This window comes from Streptomyces sp. NBC_01485 (assembly GCF_036227125.1).
Lineage (GTDB): Bacteria > Actinomycetota > Actinomycetes > Streptomycetales > Streptomycetaceae > Streptomyces.
Genome location: NZ_CP109435.1, coordinates 8,193,661 through 8,209,192, shown reverse-complemented (window position 1 = coordinate 8,209,192; position 15,532 = coordinate 8,193,661). Strand labels below are relative to the sequence as shown.

General features: G+C 73.0%; 14 protein-coding genes, 1 tRNA gene and 2 pseudogenes. 9 read left to right on the top strand and 8 right to left on the bottom strand.

Annotation, left to right across the window (positions count from 1 at the left end):
- Positions 1-20: 20 nt before the first annotated feature.
- Positions 21-1,334, top strand: coding sequence for a LysM peptidoglycan-binding domain-containing protein (locus OG352_RS36165; RefSeq protein WP_329222708.1), 1,314 nt, complete (start codon positions 21-23; stop codon positions 1,332-1,334).
- 7 nt (positions 1,335-1,341) lie between these two features.
- Here OG352_RS36165 and OG352_RS36160 read toward each other — a convergent pair whose 3' ends face one another.
- Positions 1,342-1,602: an ATP-binding cassette domain-containing protein gene (locus OG352_RS36160; RefSeq protein ID WP_329222706.1), complete on the bottom strand. Its 261-nt coding sequence runs from the start codon at positions 1,600-1,602 to the stop codon at positions 1,342-1,344.
- Here OG352_RS36160 and OG352_RS40155 point away from each other — a divergent pair.
- A pseudogene (locus OG352_RS40155) lies at positions 1,580-1,826 on the top strand (IS256 family transposase); the annotation flags it as partial. The gene OG352_RS36160 and the pseudogene OG352_RS40155 sit on opposite strands and share 23 nt — an antisense overlap.
- A 258-nt stretch (positions 1,827-2,084) precedes the next feature.
- On the opposite strand, the gene OG352_RS36155 reads toward OG352_RS40155, so the two are convergent.
- Positions 2,085-2,158: transfer RNA gene (locus tag OG352_RS36155), tRNA-Pro, on the bottom strand.
- A 98-nt stretch (positions 2,159-2,256) separates the two neighbouring features.
- On the opposite strand from OG352_RS36155, the gene OG352_RS36150 reads away from it, so the two are divergent.
- The 3 genes from OG352_RS36150 to OG352_RS36140 all read left to right on the top strand — a co-directional run bounded on the left by OG352_RS36150 (position 2,257) and on the right by OG352_RS36140 (position 5,831).
- Complete coding sequence (locus tag OG352_RS36150) at positions 2,257-2,796, top strand: DUF309 domain-containing protein (protein WP_329222705.1); 540 nt, start codon at positions 2,257-2,259, stop codon at positions 2,794-2,796.
- An 81-nt stretch (positions 2,797-2,877) separates the two neighbouring features.
- A complete protein-coding gene (gene cobF, locus OG352_RS36145) occupies positions 2,878-3,651 on the top strand; it encodes a precorrin-6A synthase (deacetylating) (protein ID WP_329222703.1) in 774 nt (257 codons plus the stop codon).
- 56 nt (positions 3,652-3,707) lie between these two features.
- Entirely contained in the window at positions 3,708-5,831 is a 2,124-nt protein-coding gene (locus OG352_RS36140; protein WP_329222702.1) for an MDR family MFS transporter, read from the top strand.
- Between the two features lie 59 nt (positions 5,832-5,890).
- Here the strand turns inward: OG352_RS36140 and OG352_RS36135 are convergent, their stop codons facing one another.
- Together OG352_RS36135 and OG352_RS36130 are read right to left on the bottom strand one after the other, a co-directional pair.
- The gene (locus OG352_RS36135; RefSeq protein ID WP_329222701.1) at positions 5,891-6,637 is read right to left on the bottom strand and encodes a cobalt-precorrin-6A reductase; all 747 of its coding nucleotides are present in this window, start codon (positions 6,635-6,637) and stop codon (positions 5,891-5,893) included.
- A complete protein-coding gene (locus OG352_RS36130; protein ID WP_329222699.1) occupies positions 6,634-7,587 on the bottom strand; it encodes a LacI family DNA-binding transcriptional regulator in 954 nt (317 codons plus the stop codon). The genes OG352_RS36135 and OG352_RS36130 overlap by 4 nt, the downstream gene beginning before the upstream one ends.
- A 299-nt stretch (positions 7,588-7,886) precedes the next feature.
- Here OG352_RS36130 and OG352_RS36125 point away from each other — a divergent pair, with 299 nt between their 5' ends.
- Entirely contained in the window at positions 7,887-8,702 is an 816-nt protein-coding gene (locus OG352_RS36125) for a methylenetetrahydrofolate reductase (RefSeq protein WP_329224092.1), read from the top strand.
- 37 nt (positions 8,703-8,739) lie between these two features.
- Here the strand turns inward: OG352_RS36125 and OG352_RS36120 are convergent, their stop codons facing one another.
- Together OG352_RS36120 and OG352_RS36115 are read right to left on the bottom strand one after the other, a co-directional pair.
- Positions 8,740-9,513, bottom strand: a complete 774-nt coding sequence (locus tag OG352_RS36120; protein ID WP_329222698.1) for a sulfite exporter TauE/SafE family protein — start codon at positions 9,511-9,513, stop codon at positions 8,740-8,742.
- A 73-nt stretch (positions 9,514-9,586) separates the two neighbouring features.
- A complete protein-coding gene (locus tag OG352_RS36115; protein WP_329222696.1) occupies positions 9,587-10,774 on the bottom strand; it encodes a thiolase family protein in 1,188 nt (395 codons plus the stop codon).
- Positions 10,775-10,862: 88 nt separating this feature from the next.
- Between OG352_RS36115 and OG352_RS40150 the strand changes: the two are divergent.
- A pseudogene (locus OG352_RS40150) lies at positions 10,863-10,967 on the top strand (WhiB family transcriptional regulator); the annotation flags it as partial.
- 3 nt (positions 10,968-10,970) lie between these two features.
- Here OG352_RS40150 and OG352_RS36110 read toward each other — a convergent pair.
- Positions 10,971-12,215, bottom strand: coding sequence for an amidohydrolase (locus tag OG352_RS36110; RefSeq protein WP_329222695.1), 1,245 nt, complete (start codon positions 12,213-12,215; stop codon positions 10,971-10,973).
- 29 nt (positions 12,216-12,244) lie between these two features.
- The gene (locus tag OG352_RS36105; protein ID WP_329222694.1) at positions 12,245-13,135 is read right to left on the bottom strand and encodes a Cof-type HAD-IIB family hydrolase; all 891 of its coding nucleotides are present in this window, start codon (positions 13,133-13,135) and stop codon (positions 12,245-12,247) included.
- A 121-nt stretch (positions 13,136-13,256) separates the two neighbouring features.
- Here OG352_RS36105 and OG352_RS36100 point away from each other — a divergent pair, with 121 nt between their 5' ends.
- Positions 13,257-14,048, top strand: coding sequence for an SAM-dependent methyltransferase (locus OG352_RS36100; protein ID WP_329222693.1), 792 nt, complete (start codon positions 13,257-13,259; stop codon positions 14,046-14,048).
- A gap of 80 nt (positions 14,049-14,128) precedes the next feature.
- Positions 14,129-15,532 (top strand): glutamine synthetase family protein, encoded by a 1,404-nt coding sequence (locus OG352_RS36095; protein ID WP_329222692.1) that lies wholly within the window; start codon positions 14,129-14,131, stop codon positions 15,530-15,532.

Sequence of the window (15,532 nt, the reverse complement as noted above, 5' to 3'; positions counted from 1 at the left end):
CCCGAGAACGGAACTCCAGCATGGCCACCTTCCACGTCGCGGTCGACCACCCGGACCCCGACACCCAGGACATCACCACCACCTATCTGGGCACCGTCGACCAGGCCCACATCGACCGAGTACGCGCCATCGCCGCCCTCCCCGGCTCCGCGCGCCACGTCAAGGAACACCCCCGGCACGAGGGCGCCTTCATGGTCCTGCGCGACGACGGCGACCTGGACGTCTACGAGCCCACCGAAACGGCCGGGACCCACGAGGGGTTCGTCCCCACCCTGAGCAGCATGGCCGACGCACCGCACCCCGCCTCGGGCGCGGCGTACATCGACGGCGTGACCCGGTTCGGCGACCAGCGCATCGGAGGGCCGATGGACACCCCGCTGGAGCCGCCGCGTGCCGTGTGGCACACCACCGAGTCCCCGGCCGGCGGCGACTACTTCACGTCCATCGCCGCCTACCTGATGCGCGCCGGGGTGGAACCGCAGGTGATCTACTGCCCTGTCACGGACCGGCTGGGCCAGTTCGGGCCCCTGAACCTGTCGGCCAGGGCACTGAAGAACGACGGCACGAAGCGCACGAACCGAACCGGCAAGGTCTGCATCCAGATCGAGGTGCTGGGACGTGCGCAAGCTCCGTGGACGAAGGGGTTCAACCCGAAGGCCAAGCCGAACTTCCAGCGGCTGCTCACCGCGATACGCGCGCACGGCATCCCGGACGTGTGGCCCGTCGGTGCCCCGCCGGCCACCGCGGCCCTCGCGACGGAGCGTCCCAGAACCACCTGGGAGAACAAGGGCGGCCACTACGGGCACTCCCAGATCCCCGGCCAGGACCACTGGGACCCCGGGGCCATAGACACCGGGATCGTGCCGGGCAGCCCCCGCTCCGCCGACGGGGGAGCCGCCCCGGACACCGGATCCGGTACCTACACCGTGCGGGCGGGCGACACCCTGACCTCCATCGCGGCCGCACACCGGACCACCGTGGCTGCTCTGCTGTCCCTCAACGGCATCAAGAACGCCGACGCCATCACCGTGGGCCAGAGACTGAGACTGCCGACGACGGGCCCGGCGAATCCGACGGCACCGCTGTACGAGCCGTTTCCCGGGACGGCGTACTTCCATCCCGGCCGCCGCAGCCCTCTCGTCACCGCCCTCGGCAGACGCCTGGTGGAACTCGGCTTCGGCAAGCACTACACCTCCGGTCCCGGCCCTGAATGGACGGAAGCGGACAGGCTCAACACCGCCGACTTCCAGCGCTCCCGGCCCGAACTCGCGGGCGACGCGGACGGGATCCCGGGCCCCAGGACGTGGGCCGCGCTGAAGATCCCGAAGCTCTGAAGCGTGCTCAGCCCGACGCACCGACAGCCGAGAGCTGCGTCACGAGTTGGACCCGGTGCCGCTGTGCCCGGTCGCGACCGCGCAGGCCGCTGCCGAGCGCGGTGCCGTCGAGGAGGATCGTGCCACCGGTAGCCGCTTGCAGGCCGACGATCGCGCGGACCGAGGTGGTCTTGCCGGAGCCCGAAACGCCTACATGCGGGCCTGTACGGTGAGTGGTGCAACTCCCGGGCTGGAAACGCCAGTTGGTGACTGACGTGGCGAGTGACATCGAGGCCGGGGAGACGCGCCGTGGATGACGGGCTGGTTGCCGAGTTTGCGGCTCGGGCTCAGGCCGGTGGCGTGAAGCTCACCGGGGAGGGTCGCCTGCTGCAACAGCTGACGAAGCGGGTGGTGGAGTCCGTACTGGAGGGCGAGCTCACCGATCAGCTGAGGCACGAGCCCGGTGAGCGGGCAGGGGGCGTGCGGGAGAACTGCTCAGCAGGTCTGCGCTCAGCGTCACCTGCCCTCTGCGCCCATCGATGCTCGCACTTTTGACAGGGTCCGACCAGCCAGCCAAGCGCCTGACACACCATCAGAACAAGCGTCAAATGAGCGTTTGCGCCTTACTGCCCGCTCCATGGCGCATCTTGACCGGGTCAAAGTGCGCTACAACCCCCGCCGAGCATCCTGGTCCCCAAGTGGTCCCCAAGAATGATCAAGGGCCGGTTTCGGACGTCTCCGAAACCGGCCCTGACCTACGACTGTCTCCAGTCGGGACGACAGGATTTGAACCTGCGACCCCTTGACCCCCAGTCAAGTGCGCTACCAAGCTGCGCCACGTCCCGGTGCGCCGCCCACGGCGTGCCGTGTGATCGCGCGAACAGCACTTTACCCCACACCGGGCGATGGCCCGCCGGGGGGCCGGGCGCGGGACAATCGCCGTATGGACGGTTTGGGCAGTACAGGAGGGACGAGCGGGGGCCGGCCCGCCGAGACGCGGGACCGGGACGGCGAAGGGCGGGCGCGCAACGCGCGGCCTCGGGACGGGCTCGGCCGGCCTCTGCCGTACGGCACGGCCGGGGTGGAGCGGCAGCCCGAGGGCGTCGTCCGGACGCCGGCGGAGACCGTCGTCGAGGCGCAGGCCCTGCTGGACGCCGGGAAGCCGTTCCACGCGCACGAGGTCTTCGAGGACGCCTGGAAGTCGGGCCCCGAGTCGGAGCGCGCCCTGTGGCGCGGGCTCGCCCAGCTCGCGGTGGGTCTGACGCACGCGGCCCGGGGGAACCTCGCCGGCGGGGCGCGGCTGCTGCGGCGCGGCGCCGGGGCCGTGGAGGAGTGGGCGGCGAAGGCGGCGGGACCGGGGCCGGGTCGGGCGTACGGGATGGACCTCGCCGGGCTGGCCGGCTGGGCGCGCGAGCTGGCGGACACGGTGGAGCGGACGGGCGCGGCGGTGGACGCGCGGACCCGGGCACCGCGCCTGCGCTGACACCCGGCACCCCAGCACCCCAGCACCCGGCACCCGGCACCCGGCACGGTCACTGTCAGTGGCGTACGGCAGACTCGTGGCGTGCGAGAGATTCATGTCATCGGTATCGGCGCGGGCGACCCCGACCAGCTCACCCTGCAGGCGGTCAGGGCGCTGCGCGGCACGGACGTGTTCTTCGTCCTGGACAAGGGCGAGGTGAAGAGCGACCTGACGCGGCTGCGCCACGACATGCTGGAGACGCACATACCGCAGGGCGGGTACCGGGTGGTCGAGGCCCGGGATCCGGAGCGGGACCGCGGGGCGGGCGGCGCGGCCTACTCGCCGGCCGTCGGCGACTGGCGCAGCGCCCGCGCCGACATCTACGAGCGGCTGATCACCGAGGAGCTCGGCGAGGACGAGAGCGGCGCGTTCCTGGTGTGGGGCGACCCCGCGCTGTACGACAGCACGCTGGGCATCCTGGAGGAGGTGCTGGCGCGGGGCGCGGTGGCCTTCGAGTACGACGTCGTGCCCGGCATCAGCAGTGTCTCCGCGCTCGTCGCCCGGCATCGCACGGGCCTCAACCGGGTGGGACGGCCCGTGCAGATCACCACCGGCCGCCGGCTCGCCGAGGGCTTCCCCGAGGGGGTGGACGACGTGGTGGTGATGCTGGACGCCCAGCAGACCTTCCGGCGGTACGCCGGGGAGGACGTCGACATCTACTGGGGCGCCTACATAGGCACGCCGGACGAGATCCTGGTCTCCGGTCCGATCGCCGAGGCCGGCCCGCGTATCGAGCGGCTGCGCGCCGAGGCTCGTGAGCGCAAGGGCTGGATCATGGACACGTACCTGCTGCGCCGCAACCCTGGCGCGGAGTAGCCCCCGAGCGGGCCACCCCACGTGCGCGGATGGCGTACCGGTGTGATCGTGACGGCGTGACAGTGACCGAGGAATCGGCGGGCACCGCCGGGCCGCCGGGATCCGCGCCGGCCGTCGCGCAGCCGCCCGTTCTGGACCCGCGACGCCGCAACATCGTCTTCGCGACGATCGTGCTGGGCATGCTGCTGGCGGCCCTGGACCAGACGATCGTGGGCACGGCGCTGCCGACGATCGTGTCGGACCTCGGCGGCGCCGAACACATGTCGTGGGTGGTCACCTCCTACCTCCTCGCGGAGACCGTCGCGACCGTGCTGGTCGGCAAGTTCGGCGACCTGTTCGGGCGGAAGGTGGTCTTCCAGGTCTCGGCGACCGTCTTCATCACGGGGTCGTTCCTGTGCGGTCTGGCGACGAACATGCCGCTGCTGATCTCCTGGCGCGCCTTGCAGGGCATCGGCGCGGGCGGGCTGATGGTCACGGCGATGGCGCTGATCGCCGACGTCATCCCGCTGCGGGAGCGGGGCAAGTACCAGGGCGCGATCGGAGCCGTGTTCGGTGTGGCCACCGTCGTCGGGCCGCTGCTGGGCGGGCTGTTCACCGACCACCTGTCCTGGCGGTGGGCGTTCTACGTCAACGTGCCGCTCGCGATCCTCGTCGTCTTCGCGGCCGCCCGCACCATCCCGGTGGTGAAGTCGGTGGTCCGGCCGGTCATCGACTATCTGGGGATCGCGCTGGTCGCGGTCGGCGCGAGCGCGCTGATCCTGGCGACGAGTTGGGGCGGCACGGAATACGCGTGGGGCTCGGGCATCGTCGTCGGCCTGTTCGCGGGCGGCACGATCGCGCTCGCCCTGTTCTGCCGGGTCGAGACCCGGGCCGAGCAACCCATGCTCCCCATGCGGCTGTTCGCCAACCCGGTCTTCACCGTCTGCTCGATCCTCAGCTTCATCGTCGGCTTCGCGATGCTCGGCGCGATGACGTACCTGCCGACGTATCTGCAGTACGTCGACGGCGACTCGGCGACCGTCTCCGGGGTGCGGACGCTGCCGATGGTGTTCGGGCTGCTCATCGCGTCGATCTTCAGCGGCACCGTGGTCAGCAGGACCGGGCGGTACCGCTTCTTCCCCATCGTCGGCTCACTGGTGACGGGCGTCGGCCTGTACCTCATGTCCCTCATGGGGCCCGGCACGGGCGTGTGGCCGGAGTCGCTGTACATGTTCGTGCTCGGCACCGGCATCGGCCTGTGCATGCAGGTGCTGACGATCGCCGTGCAGAACACCGTCGAGTACGCCGACCTGGGCACCGCCACCTCCGGCGTCACCTTCTTCCGCACCCTGGGCAGTTCCTTCGGCACGGCCGTCTTCGGCACCCTCTACACCAACTCCCTCACGCCGAACCTGAAGGACGGGATCGCGTCGGCGGCCGCTGTCGGCAACGTGCCCCCGGCCGTCGTCACCAGGGCGGCGACCAGCCCGGAGGGCCTGCACCGGCTGCCCTCCGACGTCGCCGCCCCGATCATCCGGGCGTACGCCGACACCATCCAGACGGTCTTCATGTGGACGGTGCCGGTCGCGGCCGTCGGTTTCGTCGTCGCCCTCTTCCTCAAGCAGGTCCAACTCCGCGACAGCGCGCGACTGGGCTCCACCGACATGGGCGAGGGGTTCGGCCAGCCGACCGGCGCGGACTCGCGGCGGGTGCTGGAGGCGTCCGTCGCGAAGATCATCGGCGGTACGGACATGGACACCGCGCGCCGGATCGTCGAGGAGTCCGACACCCGCCTCGACGCGGCCGGCGCGTGGGCGGTGATGCAGGTCGAGCTGTACACCCGGATGGTCGGACACGCCGGCCTCGGACTGATCGCCGCCCGCCGCAGTCTGCCGCCGGAGGTGCTGCTGCCGGTGTTCGACCGGATGGTCGACGAGGGCTACCTGACCCGCGACGGCTCCCTCCTCTCCCACACGGCGGCGGGCGCCCGCGAGGCCCGGATCATCACCGAGGCATGGGGCGCCTGGCTGGAGGAACGGGTGGCACAGGACATCGGCCGCCGTCCGGGCAGCGACCTACGGGCAGCGGTGGACACCATCTCCAAGCGGCTCCTGGTCGAGGACCTCAACGACGGACTGGCCCGACACCGCCCGGAGCCGAATCCGAAGCGGGAGCATGAGCCGGCGGCCGCCGCACCCTGAGATCCGGGTGCCCGACGGCACTCCGCGCCATCGACCGCCTCCGCGCCTCCTTGCCCCCGTCACGGCAGAGCGAGCCCCAGTCGGTTGAGTGCGGTGGCGACGTCCGGGACCGGTGTCACGTCCGGCGGGAGTGGCGGGCGGCGTACGAGGACGACCGGTAGGGCGAGTCGCCGGGCGGCTGTCAGTTTCGCGGAGGTCGCCGTTCCTCCGCTGTCCTTCGTCACCAGTACGTCGATCCGGTGCTCGCGCAGCAGTGCCAGCTCGTCGGCGACGGTGAACGGGCCCCGGGCCAGGACCAGTTCGACGTCGGGTGGCATCGGGGGGCTGGGGGGTTCCACGGACCGAACGACGAAGTGCGGGCCGTCGAGGTGGGCGAAGGCGGCGAGGCCCAGGCGGCCCGTCGTCAGCAGGATCCGTCGGCCCATGCCGGGCAGGAGCTCGGCCGCCGCCGGCAGGGACGCCACGTCGTGCCAGCGGTCCCCGGCCCCCGCCCGCCAGCCCGGGCGGCGCAGCACCACCAGCGGCAGGCCGGTCGCCGCCGTGGCGCTCGCCGCGTTCGCGGTGATGCCGGTGGCGAAGGGGTGTGTGGCGTCGACGACGGCGTCCGCCCGCTGTGCGCGCAGCCAGTCGGCGAGCCCCGCCGCCCCGCCGAACCCGCCGATCCGTACGTCCCCGTCGAGCGCCCCCGGCCGGGACACCCGGCCCGCCAGCGACGAGGTCACCCGCACTCCCGGGCGGGCCGCGAGGGCGGCGGCCAGTTCACGTGCCTCGGTGGTGCCGCCCAGCACCAGGACGTGCCGGGTCACGCCGACTCCCGTACGACGACCCGGCCCCGCGTCGTCCCCGGACCGGAGGCGTCGAGGCCGAGGACCATGCGGGCGGCGCGGCGGCCACAGGGCTCGGCGTCGAGGTGGACGGTGGTGAGCGCGGGGGCGACGAGTTCGCCGTACCCGGTGTCGTCGTAGCCGATGACGGCGAGGTCGTCGGGGGCGGTGAGGCCGAGGTCCTGGACGGCGGTGAGGGTGCGCAGGGCCACCGGGTCGTCGAAGGCGGCGACCGCCGTCACCTCGGGGTGCTCGGCGCGCAGGGCGCGGACCGCTTCCGTGCCCGCCGCCCTCGGCCGGGGCACCACGAAGGAGGTCAGCGGTGCCAGGCCCAGTCGGCGGGCCGTCTCCCGGGCGACCCGCAGACGGGCCTCGGCGGGCGGGACGTCGTGGGCGGGCAGCGCCAGGGCGACGTGGCGGTGGCCGCGGTCGGCGAGGCGGCCGAGCTGCGCCCGGGCCGGGTCCGCGTGCGCGGCGCAGCCGCTCCCCCCGTCGCGCTCCCCGTCGCCGTCGCCTCCGCAGGCCGCCTCGTCGAGCCGCAGCACGGCGCGAGGCGCGATCGCGTCGAGCACCTGCCGGTGGCGGTCGGAGTGGGGCGCGAGGTGGTCGTGGTGACTGTGGTGGCTGTGGCTGCCGTGGCGGACCAGCAGGAGGTGGTCGTGGGCGGCGAGTTCGGCGTCGAGGCCACGGACGTAGCTGCGGGCGAAGCTGCCCTCCGTCCGCCCGTGCCCGACGTCGAGGACGACGATCCGGGAGGACCCCTCGCGCAGGGCCCGGGCGATGCCGTGCGGAACGTAGCCGAGGGTGCGGGCGGCCGTCAGGACGCGCTCGCGGGTCGGCGTGGAGATCGTCTGCCGCGGGTCGTCGTTGAGCACGAAGCTCACCGTGGCGCGGGAGACCCCGCTCGCCGCGGCGACGTCGTTCAACGTCACCCGCCGTGCAGCAGCGCACATCGCTCCGGCCCCGATCGACTCGTCACCGGCGGCTCGGCAGCCGCCCGCCGGTCAGTCTAGGCAGCCCCCACGAGACCCTCACGGGACGCCTCACGAGACCTCCGTGCCCGCTCGTGCCCGCTCGTGCCGCTGTTACCCTGCCCACTAGATCGATTCAGCGACTCCCGTCCGCGCCCGTCGTTCCCCAGGCTTCATCCGTGAGCGAAACGCGTACGACGGCACCCCCCGTCCTCCTCGACGGCCTTCTCGACGGCCTTCTCGACGGATTCTCCCTGGAGATGACCGGCAAGGACGTGCCCGGCCTGGAGGAGGCCCGGGACACCATCCCGCCCGGCACCCGGATCAACGTCACCTTCCTCGGCAACGAGGACCCGCGGCAACGGCTCGCCGCCGCCCGCGCGGTCCGGCGGTCCGGCTTCGTGCCCGTGCCGCACATCTCCGCCCGCCGGCTGCGCTCCCAGGCGGAGCTGGCGGAGTTCCTCGGCGCGCTGCGGGCCGTGGGCGCGACGGAGGAGGTCTTCGTCGTCGGCGGCGACCCGGCCGTCCCGCACGGCCCGTACGACGACTCGTCGGCCGTGCTGCGGTCCGGGCTGCTCCAGGAGTACGGCGTCCGGCACGTCGGCGTCAGCGGCTACCCCGAGGGCCACCCGGCCATCGCCGACGGGGTGCTGTGGTCGGCGATCGAGGAGAAGTCCCAGCTGCTGCGCGAACAGGGCCTGCGGGGCAGCGTCATCACGCAGTTCGGCTTCGACGCCGAACCGGTCCTGACCTGGGTGGAGGCGCTGCGCGAGCGGGGCGTCGACCTGCCGGTGCGGGTCGGGGTGCCCGGTCCGGCCGGGGTCAGGCGGCTGCTGACGTACGCGACGCGGTTCGGTGTGGGCACCAGCGCCGGGATCGCGAAGAAGTACGGGTTCTCGCTGACCAACCTGATGGGCACGGCCGGCCCCGACCGGTTCCTGCACACCCTGGCCGAGCGCTACGACCCCGTCCGGCACGGTGATCTCGGCGTGCACTTCTACACGTTCGGCGGCCTCGGGGCCACCTCGGACTGGGTGGCCGCCCGCCGCCCCCTGTACCGAACCGAGCCGAGCTGAACTCCCGTACCGGGCACACCCCTTCCGCAAGGGGCCGTCAGTGCAGGAGCAGTTGCAGGCCGCCCAGCACCGTCGCCGCGATCACCAGTTGCTCGAACAGCCGCTGGTTGATGCGGTGCACCGCCCACTTGCCGAGCAGTGCGCCGGGGACGACCAACGCGACGAGTGCGGCGTCCAGGAGCAGCGAGTGGCCGTCGATGAGGCCGAGGCTCGCGCTGAAGGGCACCTTCGCGAGGTTGACGATCAGGAAGAAGAACGCGGAGGTGCCGAGGAAGCCGAGCTTGCGGAAGCCGGCCGAGAGCAGGTACATCGACATCACCGGGCCGCCCGCGTTGGCGACCATCGTGGTGAAGCCGCCGAGGACGCCGTAGGAGCGGGCCTTGATCCGGCCGGCCCGGGTGACCACCGCGTCGGGTTCGTCCGCCGTCTCGGCCGTGCGGCGCCGCCACATCGTCACGCCCGCCATCAGCAGCAGGATCGCCCCGATCGACGTCCGGACGATCCCGTCGTCGGCCCACACCAGGAAGAGCGTGCCGAAGACCACGCCGGCCGCGACCGCGGGGAACAGCCGCCACAGGGTGGGCCAGTGGGCGTGCCGCCGGTAGGTGAGGACGGCCATGACGTCGCCGGCGATCAGCAGCGGCAGCAGGACGCCCGTGGAGGCCTTGGCGGGCAGCACCGCCGCGAAGATCGCGAGGCTGACCGTGTTGGCCCCGCTGACGGCCGTCTTGGAGAAGCCGACCAGCAAGGCCGCGAGGGCGAGGGCGGCGAACTCCCAGCCGGTTATGTGCCACAACGTCATCGTGTTCATGCGGGGACCGATGCTACGCACATGTAACGGCCGCCCGCAGGGCCGTCTCGCCTGGTGACCTGCGCCGACGGTGTCAGTGCCGCTCCACGAGCACCGCGCTGCCCTGTCCGACGCCCACGCACATCGTGGCGAGTCCGCGTTCCGCTCCCGTGCGGCGCATGCGGTGCAGGAGGGTGGTGAGGATACGGGCGCCCGAGCAGCCCAGCGGGTGGCCGAGGGCGATCGCGCCGCCGCTGGGGTTGACCCGGTCGGGGTCGATGCCGAGCTGGTCGACGCAGGCGAGGACCTGGGCGGCGAACGCCTCGTTGAACTCGGCCTCCTGGACGTCCTCGACGCTCCACTCGGCCCGGGCGAGGGCCTTGCGCGTGGCGGGGACCGGGCCGATGCCCATCACGTCGGGGTGGACGCCCGCGGAGGCGCCGGCGACATAGCGGCCCAGGGACTCCAGCCCCAGTTCGTTGAGTGCCTCCTCGCTGACCAGGAGGAGCCCAGCGGCGCCGTCGTTCATGGGCGAGGCGTTGCCGGCGGTGACCGTGCCGCCCTCGCGGAAGACGGGCTTGAGGCTCGCGAGTTTCTCCGGCGAGGTGTCCTCGCGGATGCTCTCGTCGGCGTCGACGACCACGCCGTCCGGGCGCCGCACGGGCAGGAGTTCGTCGTCGAAGTGGCCGTTCTTCCGGGCCAGGGCGGCCAGTCGGTGGCTGCGCAGGGCGAACGCGTCCTGGCGTTCGCGGGAGACGCCGTAGCGCGCGGCGACCTCCTCGGCCGTCTCCCCCATGGCGAGCAGACCGTGCAGGTCCTTCATCGCGGGGTTGACCAGACGCCAGCCGAGCCGGGTGTCGACGGTCTCGATGCGGTGCGGGAGGGCCTCGTCGGGGCGGGCCAGCACGAAGGGGGCGCGGCTCATCGACTCGGAGCCGCCCGCGAGCACGATGTCGGCCTCGCCCGCGGCGATGGTGCGGGCCGCCATCGTGACGGCTTCCAGCCCGGAGGCGCACAGCCGGTTCACCGTGGCGCCGGGCACGGTCTCGGGGAGGCCGGCGAGGAGGGCGGCCATGCGGGCGACGTTGCGGTTGTCCTCGCCCGCCTGGTTGGCGGCGCCCCAGTAGACGTCGTCGACGCGGGCCGGGTCGAGCGCGGGCACATCGGCGACGAGGCCGCGGATGACGGCAGCGGCGAGATCGTCGGGCCGTACGCCCGACAGGGCTCCGCGCAGTCTGCCGACGGGGGTGCGGCGGGCTGCCGCGAAGTGGACGGGGCGCACGACGGGACTCCTTGGTTAGCACTGCTAGTTTTTGACTATAGACCCCGGCCCGGCCCCCTGGGAAGATCGGCGGGGCGTGCTCGTCCCCATGGCGTGGTTGCGTGCCGCCGCCTGTGTGGGCGAGGACCCCGAACTGTGCTTCCCCGTGGGGACGACCGGACCGGCCCTGCGCGACGTCGCGGCGGCTGACCGCGGGTCAGACGACGAGCCGGGACAGCGCCGCCGACACCAGTGTGCGTACGCCCGGCACCAGGACCGACAGGTCCGGCGCGAACAACGGGCTGTGGTTTCCCGGTACTTCGTCGAACTTCTCCCGCAACTCCTCCCCCGGCGCCGCCTCCCACACGGCCGCCGGGGTCGAGGTCACGTACCAGTAGTCGTACGGGACGCCCGGCGGGGCGAGGAGGGAGAAGTCCTCGCTGCCCATCGCCTGGCCGAAGTCGAACACCGTGTGCTCGCCGAAGAGTTCACGGTGCACGGCGGCGATCTCCCCGTCCAGGGCAGGGTCGTTGACGGTGTTCGGATAGCCGGGGACGAGCGTGACCTCGGGCGGGACCGGGCAGCCGGCGGCGGCGCACTCGCCCTCGACGACCCGCCGGATCGCGGTGAGGACGCGCTCGCGCACCCGGGTGTCCTGGGTGCGCACGTTCAGCGCGAGCCGGGCCTCGGCGGGGATGACGTTGGACTGCGTACCGGCGTGGAACCGCCCCACCGTGAGCACCGCCGACTCGCTCGCCGCGACCTCGCGCGCGACGACGCTCTGCAGCCTGGTCACGATGTACGCGGCCGTCACCACCGGGTCGACGGTGGACTCGGGCCGCGAGCCGTGGCCGCCCACGCCGTGCACGACGACGTCGACGTCGTCCGAGGCCGACAGGGTCAGGCCGGGGGTGTGCGGGTAGAACCCGGCGAGCCCGGGCGCGGCATGCTGGCCGAACAGCGCGTCGGGGCGCGGGAAGCGGGCGTGGATGCCGTCCGCGACCATCGCCGCCGCGCCGCCCTCGGCCTCCTCGGCGGGCTGCCCGACCACGACGAGCGTCCCGGACCAGGTCGCGCGGGCGGCGGCGAGCGCCTCGGCGGCAGCCGCCAGCCAGGTGACGTGCAGGTCGTGGCCGCAGGCGTGCATCACGCCGTCGACCGTGGAGGCGTACGCCAGGCCGGTAGCCTCCCGGACGGGCAGCGCGTCCATGTCGCCGCGCAGCCACACCACCGGCCCGTCCCCGTTGGCGAGCACCCCCACCACACCGGTACGGGCCACCCCCTCCGTCACCGCGTACCCGGCCGTGCGCAGCCGCAGCGCGAGCTTCGCGGCGGTGCGGTGCTCCTGGAAGGCGAGCTCGGGGTGGCGGTGCAGGTCCTGGTAGAAGTCCGCCAGGTCCCCGGTCTTCAGCCCCGAGGTGATCTCCCGGGCCAGGCGGGCGACGACGGCCGGTTCACGCATTCCGATTCCCTCTCCGGGGACGAGCGGCGTCAGAGGTCCAGGACGCGGGCGATGGTGCGCAGCACCCCGTTGTCGTTGTTGGAGGGGGCGAGGTGGCGGGCCCTGCGGACGACCTCCGGGTGGGCGCCCGCCATGGCGAACGACCAGTCGGCGGCGTCCAGCATCTCCAGGTCGTTGAGGTAGTCGCCGAACACCATGGTCTGCGCGGGGGTGATGCCCAGTTCCCGCTGGAGGCGGCGCAGCGCGGCGCCCTTGTTGGCGGTGCGGCTCATGACGTCGACCCAGTGCTCACCGGAGACGACGACCTGGTGGGTGCGCGTGAAGGGCGCGAGGGCCGGGGCGGTGGTCTCCTCGGCGGACCCGAAGTCGAACAGGGCGACCTTGAGGATGTCGTCGTCGACGGCGGTGACGTCCTCGACGACCCGGTGGCGGACGTAGTACCGGCCGACCTCGGCCAGGAACGCCGCGTCGGTCCGCTCGACGTACGCGGACCGCTTCCCGCAGACGACGGCGCCCACGTCGACGCCGGCGGCCGTGAGCGCGCGCACGGTCTCCTTCACCCCCGCGACCGCGCCCGGGTCCAGCGGATCGGAGCTCAGCTCCGCGCCGTCGCGCACCACGTACGCGCCGTTCTCCGCGATGAACACCATCCCGTCGGCGACCTCGGCGAACTCCGCCGCCAGCGTGGCGTACTGGCGTCCGCTCGCCGGGCTGAACAGCACCCCGCGCGCACGCAGCCGCGCCAGCGTCTCCCACAGGCCCGCCGGCACCTTCTTGTCGTCGTCGAGCAGCGTGCCGTCCATGTCTGTGACGATCAGGCGTATGTCGGCGGAACCGGAATCGGAACCAGAGCCGGATCCGGAATCGGAACCGGCCGATGGCTCGGCTGCAGTCGGATCGGGTGTCTGCGAGTAGGGCATGTCCTGCTTCCTGCGACGGGATCACCGGAATTTCACCCTACCGGGGACAACGGTGATCATCCGGCGGCACAATGGCGGCACAGGCCCGGGCCACGGGCCGGACGCGGGAAGGGGCGGTCACGTGAGCGGGCCGACACGGCTGGACACGAGCGTGGCGCACAACGCGCGGGTGTGGAACTACTGGATCGGCGGCAAGGACAACTACGCGGTCGACCAGCAGGTCGGCGAGCACGTCGCCGGGATGTTCCCGCTCGTCAGGGAGATCGCCCGCGCGGACCGCTGGTTCCTGGGGCAGGCGGTGCGGTTCCTGGCCGAGGAGCGCGGGGTACGGCAGTTCCTCGACATCGGCACCGGGCTGCCCACGGCCGACAACACCCACGAGATCGCGCAGCGCGTCGCGCCAAAGGCGCGGATCGTGTACGTCGACAACGACCCCATCGTGCTGGCGCACGCCCGCACCCTGCTGACCGGCACCGCCGAGGGCGTCACCGACTACATCGACGCCGACGTGCACGACCCGGCCGCGATCCTCGAACGGGCGGCGGGCACCCTGGACTTCACGCGTCCGGTCGCGGTGATGATGCTGGGCATCCTGAACTTCGTCCTGGACGTCGAGGCGGCCCGGGAGATCGTGCGGAAGGTCATGGCCGACGTCCCCTCCGGCAGCTTCCTGGTCCTGACGCACCCCACCCACGACGCCGCGGTGGGCGGCGAGGGCCAGATCCCGGCGATGAAGTTCTGGAACGAGAACGCCAAGCCGCCGATCACCGCCCGCGGCGGCGCGGAGATCACCGCGTTCTTCGACGGTCTGGAGCTGCTGGAACCGGGCCTGGTGTCGTGCTCGCGCTGGCGCGGCGAGGCCGCCTCCCTCGCCGTGGTGCCGCAGTACGGCGCGGTGGCCGTGAAACCCTGACGGGCGTACGGCACACACCGGACGGCCCGGACACACCAGGACACACCAGGCCGTCCGGACGCCCCGATCGTGGAGGACGCATGACCAGCCTTGCCGATCCCGTCACCGGCGGGCGCCCGGGAGAAGTCGAGCGGGCGACCGCGCTGGGCGGCGAGCTGTCCGGCCGGGGCGTGCACGGCGTCGTCCTGGCCTATGTCGACACCGCCGGCGTCGGCCGGGTGAAGTCGATCCCCACGGCGGGGCTGGCCTCGGCGGTGGCCTGGGGCGTCGGGATGTCCCCGGTGTTCGACACGTTTCTCGCAGGCGACCACATCGTCGCGACCGACGTGCTGGGCTCCCCGGACGGCGACCTGCGCCTGTACCCGGACCTCGACCGGCTCGTGGCCCTGGCGGCGCAGCCCGGCTGGGCGTGGGCGCCGGTCGACCGCCTCACGCAGGACGGCGGCCGGCACCCGGGATGCTCGCGCACCTTCCTGCGCCGTGTCGTCGCGGACGCGGCCCACGCGCACGGTCTCGCCTTCAAGGCGGGCATCGAGATCGAGTGGGCGGTCGGCCTGGACTCGGCGCCCGCCGGGGAGTTCGTCCCCGCGACGTCGGGGCCCGCGTACAGCGCGACGCGCCAGGTCGAGCTGAGCGCGTACACCGCCGACCTGCTGGCCGCGTGCGCGGCGCAGGGCGTGGACGTCGACCAGGTCCATCCCGAGTACGCGCCCGGCCAGTTCGAGATCTCCGTGAGCGCCCTGGACCCGGTGGCGGCGGCCGACCGCAGCGTCCTCGTCCGCCAGACGATCCGCGCGGTGGCCCTCCGCCACGGTCTGCGGGTCTCCTTCTCCCCGGCGGTCGTCGCGGAGGGCGTCGGCAACGGCGGGCACGTCCACCTCTCCGCCTGGCGCGACGGCGCGAACCTGCACGCGGGCGGTGAGCGGCGGCACGGCATGACGGCCGACGCGGAGGCGTTCACGGCCGGTGTCCTGGCCCGGCTGCCGGCCCTCACGGCGGTGACCGCGCCGAGCCCGGCGAGCTATCTGCGGCTCAAACCCTCCCAGTGGGCGGGGGTGTTCACCGCCTGGGGCCTGGAGACCCGCGAGTGCGCGCTGCGTCTGGTGCGGGGTACGGCGGGGCGGCGCGCGAAGCAGGCGAACGTGGAGGTCAAGCCGGTCGACCTGGCCGCCAACCCGTATCTCGCCCTCGGCTGCCTGATCGCCGCCGGGCTGGACGGACTCGCGTCGGGCGCCGTCCTGCCCGAGGAGACGGACGGCGATCCGGTGCGGCTCGGCGCGGCCGAGGCCGCCGCCCGGGGTGTGCGCCGGCTGCCGGCCTCGCTCGCCGAGGCCGTCGCCGCGTTCCGCGAGGACGAGGTGCTGCGGGCCGCGCTCGGCCCGGTCCTCGCCGACGCGGTGAGCGCCGTACGGCAGGGCGAGATCGACGCCGTCGACGGGCTCGACGACGAGCGGGTGGCCGCGGCGTACCGCTGGAAGTACTGA